This window comes from Longimonas sp., from assembly GCF_046498435.1.
Lineage (GTDB): Bacteria > Bacteroidota > Rhodothermia > Rhodothermales > Salinibacteraceae > Longimonas.
The window spans coordinates 1-4,914 of sequence record NZ_JAWOAR010000091.1; the positions used below are offsets into that span (position 1 = coordinate 1).

5 protein-coding genes and 2 pseudogenes are annotated in these 4,914 nt (G+C 59.4%); 2 read left to right on the top strand and 5 right to left on the bottom strand.

The window, feature by feature from the left end; translation table 11 throughout:
- Both R6U20_RS03860 and R6U20_RS03865 read left to right on the top strand, forming a co-directional pair.
- Positions 1-184, top strand: a pseudogene (locus R6U20_RS03860) (hypothetical protein); the annotation flags it as partial.
- A pseudogene (locus R6U20_RS03865) lies at positions 130-258 on the top strand (ATP-binding protein); the annotation flags it as partial. The pseudogenes R6U20_RS03860 and R6U20_RS03865, both read left to right, overlap by 55 nt.
- On the opposite strand, the gene R6U20_RS03870 reads toward R6U20_RS03865, so the two are convergent.
- The 5 genes from R6U20_RS03870 to R6U20_RS03890 form a co-directional block, all read right to left on the bottom strand.
- Positions 239-568 carry a serine hydrolase gene (locus R6U20_RS03870; RefSeq protein ID WP_410336552.1) on the bottom strand — a complete coding sequence of 110 codons (330 nt, stop codon included), beginning with the start codon at positions 566-568 and terminating at the stop codon, positions 239-241. The pseudogene R6U20_RS03865 and the gene R6U20_RS03870 overlap by 20 nt on opposite strands.
- Positions 569-655: 87 nt before the next feature.
- Complete coding sequence (locus R6U20_RS03875) at positions 656-1,918, bottom strand: DUF418 domain-containing protein (protein ID WP_410336553.1); 1,263 nt, start codon at positions 1,916-1,918, stop codon at positions 656-658.
- A gap of 653 nt (positions 1,919-2,571) precedes the next feature.
- A complete protein-coding gene (locus R6U20_RS03880) occupies positions 2,572-3,051 on the bottom strand; it encodes a hypothetical protein (protein WP_410336554.1) in 480 nt (159 codons plus the stop codon).
- A 77-nt stretch (positions 3,052-3,128) separates the two neighbouring features.
- Positions 3,129-4,412 carry an MFS transporter gene (locus R6U20_RS03885; protein ID WP_410336555.1) on the bottom strand — a complete coding sequence of 428 codons (1,284 nt, stop codon included), beginning with the start codon at positions 4,410-4,412 and terminating at the stop codon, positions 3,129-3,131.
- A 125-nt stretch (positions 4,413-4,537) separates the two neighbouring features.
- Positions 4,538-4,762 (bottom strand): putative signal transducing protein, encoded by a 225-nt coding sequence (locus tag R6U20_RS03890; RefSeq protein ID WP_410336556.1) that lies wholly within the window; start codon positions 4,760-4,762, stop codon positions 4,538-4,540.
- Between the last annotated feature and the right edge of the window lie 152 nt (positions 4,763-4,914).

Consider the following 4,914-nt stretch of genomic DNA (forward strand, 5'->3'; position numbering starts at 1 on the left):
GTTGCTTTGGATCATGGGTATCAACAATGGTCTGCGGGCAAACGATTTGGTGAAACTGAAGGTCCATCAGGTGAAAGACTGCAAACCGGGTGATACGGTAAACGTGATCGAGTCCAAAACCAAAAAGCCAAACGTCCTGCCCAAGGCACAGGTCTGGGGCTGGCAACCGTCTATGGTATCGTGAAACAGAACAGCGGGTTCATCAATGTTTATAGTGAGCCTGGACAAGGATCCACTTTTAATATCTACCTGCCCCGATTGGGCCGTCGACGAAGTCCGACTCGCGGAGCGTCACGGTGTCGTCCAGGGACAGCTCGCCGTCTTCGACACGCTGCAGGACGGCGATGGCCAGGGGAATCTTGACCGTCGACGCCAGATACCAGTCGCGGTCTGCGTTGTGAGTATATTCGGTCCCGCTCGCCTGGTCGTACATGTACACCCCAAGGGTGCCGGACGACTCGTCGTCGATGCGTTCAAAGGCAGCTTCGGGATCGATGGTCTGTGCCGGGGTTGGGTGTGCCGGCGCGAAGACCAGGAGCAGAAAAACAGCGAATAGGAACGTGCGCATAGGAATGTGGAAAAAGGAAAAAAAGACGTCGAATATAAGGCGGGTTGCTGTCAGTGGCCGATCGACCGGTTCATGCTGGGACGGGTCTCACGAGCGACGATTGGGAAGGACACGGCCATACGTAAGGGCCCGCCAGCCCCACTCCAGCGGCCCGTACTTGTAGCGCTGCATCCAGGCCGTGCTGCCAAGAATCTGGATTCCAAAGATGGCCACGGTGGCCCCGGTCAGGCCCAGAGAGCCCAGGTATTTGTGGAGCCCCAGACCAACCTCGTAGAACAGAAGAATCCCCACGACCGACTGAAGGAGATAATTGCTCAGGGCCGTCTTTCCAACTGCGTTGAAGAGCCGGTCCAGGGTCGTACGCAGCCGCGTCTGGAAGAGAAGCATGAAGGAGGCAACATACCCCGTCGTAAGAGCCACGTAAGCAAAAGGGGAAAGGATGTCCTTGATCAACAGGAATGATTCGTCTGACAGGGAGGTCGGGTTGTCCATCGCGTACAGGATGTTGAGGGGCAGACCAACGACCCACCCTACAATCGCCGCGCGGACGAGCCAGGACGTGTGTTCGTGTAGGCGCTGCTTTAGGAGCTGGTGCCCCACCCACAGCCCCAAGACGAACGTGGCCAGCACCTTCACGAGCCGCGCGTCGAGGGCAATGCCGTACGCCCGAAGGAAGGGCCCAATTGCATTGAACGTGCCAACCGTAGCCCAGGAGTCGCTCTGGATGACAGCCGCTACGTCCTGCATCTGAAACGTCTGGTACTCGGTCGACGCCTGGGGCAGTCCCCAGTCCATCCACAGCGTTGAAAGCTGCTGGTAGAGGACGGTGGTGTATGCTGCGTCGGCGGTCTGCAAGTACCAGGCGTGCAGGCCAGGCACCAGCAGCAGAACACCGGCCGCCCCGAGCAAAGCCCCGTCCGACCAGCCCTTGAACGCGAGCAGTAGGTAGCCGCAGAGCGCGTAGAGGACCAGGATGTCGCTAAACCAGAGGCCCCAAAGGTGAACGAGCCCAATGAGAAAGAGGAAGAAGAGGCGCCGGCTGAAATGTCGGGTAAACGAGCGATCCGAGGAGGCAGCCCGGTGGAACTGAATGGCAAAACTGATCCCGAAGAGCAGGGAGAAGAGGGTGTAGAACTTGCCGCTGAAGAACACCGTGTGGATCCAGTCAAACACGGTGTTCCATTCTGCCAAAAGGAGGTCGGCTTGTGCTTCGCCGGGCAGGTACGCATATCCGCTGAAGACGCGTACATTGATAATGAGAATGCCAAAGATCGCAAATCCGCGGAGGGCGTCGAGTACGTGGATGCGCTCGTCGTCCCCAACGGGGCGAAGCGAAGACTGCGGCTTCATGGAACAGCAAGGCCCTACAGGGGGCGTGAGAAGAAAGGATCGACAGAGTACGAGTGCGATTTTCCGGTCTAAGTACCACAACCTAAGCTCATACTTTAAGGGCAAAAGTGAGCCCAAGGTCCAGAAAACAAGCGCATCACACTAATATCTTGGGATTGAAGCCATATGAAACAGAGATTTACCATAGCCGGGTAGTGCTGTGTCACAATGCGTTGTGCTATACATCTGATCGCTGTTGAATATACAGAAATGCTTTCTTATGCCCTCACACCGTCATCCCAGACGGAGCGGAGCGACGATCTGGGATCCATGCCCCAATGGAGGGATGTATTAGCGGAGTGCGTTCGCCCTCAACCGGCGAATGGATTACTTCGTGCGTACCACAGGCATGACCTTCGGCCCTCGCTTCGCTCGGCTCCGGATCAGCGGCGCCAGGGGCGCCTTGCCTGTCCTGAACTCGATTCAGGATCTGGATGACGGGCGTTGGGGGGCTGTGCGACTTCTGAACCTATAGCACAACCCGTTCTTAGAGCCTCACCCGGCGCGGACGTCCCCGGCGGAACTGGCGTAGGCGAACGGGGGACCGTTCGCCTCAGGAAAGGTTTTTTATCAGGGGAACTATCACTTAGCTTCCATCCAATACCGATTAAGATTTACAGCCGTTTCGCCTCGCTGCTGCGCTCGCGCACGCTGCCGCCCACCACCAGCCCGGCACTGATGAGCACCATGTTTTTGATGATATACTGTCCTTCCATCGTTAGGCCAATCGGGAAACTGGTAAAGCACACCTCGGGCAGAATGACAAGCGGAAGTAGCGTGCCGGGCATCTGCAGGAAGAGCAGCAAGATCGCAATGCGGTTCAGCGGGCGAATCAGAAGGGTAATGCCGATCAACACCTCCCACCAGGCCAGAATCGGATAGAAGAAATCGGCGGGGATGAAGTAGACCGTGCTTTTAACGAGCTCTTCGGCGGGGCTGATGCCAATGACCTTCAGCCCGCCGAACCAGATGAACACGATCGCGATGGAGATACGCAAGAGCCAGCGCCCGTAGCGGTCCATCCAGCCTGCAATGTGGCGGTCGATCTCTTCGAGACCCAGGGCGCGAATCACCGAGTCCATAAACGTTTGCATAGCGATAGGGGGGTGAGAACACATAGGGCGAAACGGTCATGTAGTGGAAACACATCTTGCACGCGGGGGTGCCGCATCTATTCAGATGCAACCAGGACTTGCGCATCCCACCGATGCCATTCGGCCCACCACGACACGAGGCCAACCACCACCGCAAGCGGCGCACTGGCCCATAGCATGGGCGTGAACGAACCCAGCCAGTCCGGACCCAGCGCCAGCAACACCGGACCCAGCGCGGTACCGGCCACAAAAATGGTGGCGGCAAATCCGCGTACGCTGCCATGGTGGGCGCGTCCAAAGTAGTAGGCAAAGGCGCTGCCCAGCAAAGCGTTCTGCGTGCCCTGCGCCACGCCGAAGAGGACCCCGTAGGCCCACACCCAGACGGACGTAGCCGCGAACGGAGCGCTGACCATAAGGGTGGCATACGTGGCCATGAGAATGCCCATCAGGTAGCGCGGCGACACGCGGTCGATGAGTGCTCCCATGATCAGGGTAAAGACCGCAGTGAGCACGCCGTACGGCACGAAGAACTGTGCTGCCAGGGTGCGGTTGGCCCCGGCCTCGGCAAGAATCGCGAAGTGATGAAAGAGCAGTCCGGTGCCGAGTCCGCCCGCACACACGCCGCCCGCGATAAAGAGCCAGAACGTGCGCGTGCGTCGCGCCTGCGTCAGGGTAAGTCCGCGTACTGGGTTGTTGGGGGAAGCCGAGGCGGTGCCCAGCGACGGCAGGGCGGTATCGGGCGTGAGGCCGAAGCGCTCGGGCTCGGCCCGGTACAAGAGCACCAGCAGCGGCACCACGCCCACCGCCAGCAGTCCGCCAATAATGACGTACGACTGCGCCCATCCGTAGGCCTGAAGCATCTGCTCGATGAGCGGTGGAAAGATCGCCGTGGCTCCGGCCATGCCCAGTCCCAGCACGCCTACGGCCATGCCGCGCCGCCGCTCAAACCAGAGGTTCACCACGTGGTTGTTGATGAGCCCGAGCGCGCCCTGGCCGAGTCCGCGCAGGAGCAGGAAGCCCAGAAACAGCGTGATCCAGCCGCGCACCTGGCTCATGCCCAGGCAGGCCAGCGCAAACGCACTGCCCACAAACAGCACCATGCGGCGCGGCCCAATGCGGTCCATCTGCCGCCCAATCCACGGCAGCGCCAGCGAGCCCACGACCGTGGCTACGGTGTACATCCACGACACAGCGGTGCGCGAGAGCGACAGGTCCTCCACAAACGCATCAATGAAGAGCGACACGCCCGCTGTTTGTCCGGGGAGCGTTGCCGCCATGCCAAGGGTGGCCGCCGCCAGGATTGTCCACCCGTAGAAGCCGGGCAGGCGTTGCATGAGCGGAGTGGGCGCACGGTTGGGCATGCCAGGGCAAGAGCATCAGGAAACAAACACCGTTGCCATAGCGGAGCAGGACCTGCATAAGTTTCCCACTGAGGCCGCGCTGCGGTTGTTTTCGTGCAGGCATCAAGGCATCACGTTGGCAGGCGCTACGCGTCGCGGTTCATATCGGCGAGGAGGGTGCGGGCTTCGTCTTCAAATCCGGCAGGCACCTGCACTTTGACCCCGCCTGCGCGCGAAGAAAAGAACATGGTGAGGCCGGTCATATCTTCGTGGATGACGCGGCACGGAATCTCGGCGGCTTCGAGCTGCATCCGCGCAAAATGCGCTTCGTGCGGCACGTTGAACTGGGCCACAGTAATGAGTTGAGCCATACAAAAAGCAGGGTTGCGGAAAAAGCAAAAAACGGGTACATTAAGACGCACATTTCTTGGTACGACTCATCATCCGCATCCGTTCGTATTATGATTTTGAACAAGCGAACGCCTCTGTACCTGACGATTGCACTCATCATGCTGGCCGGACT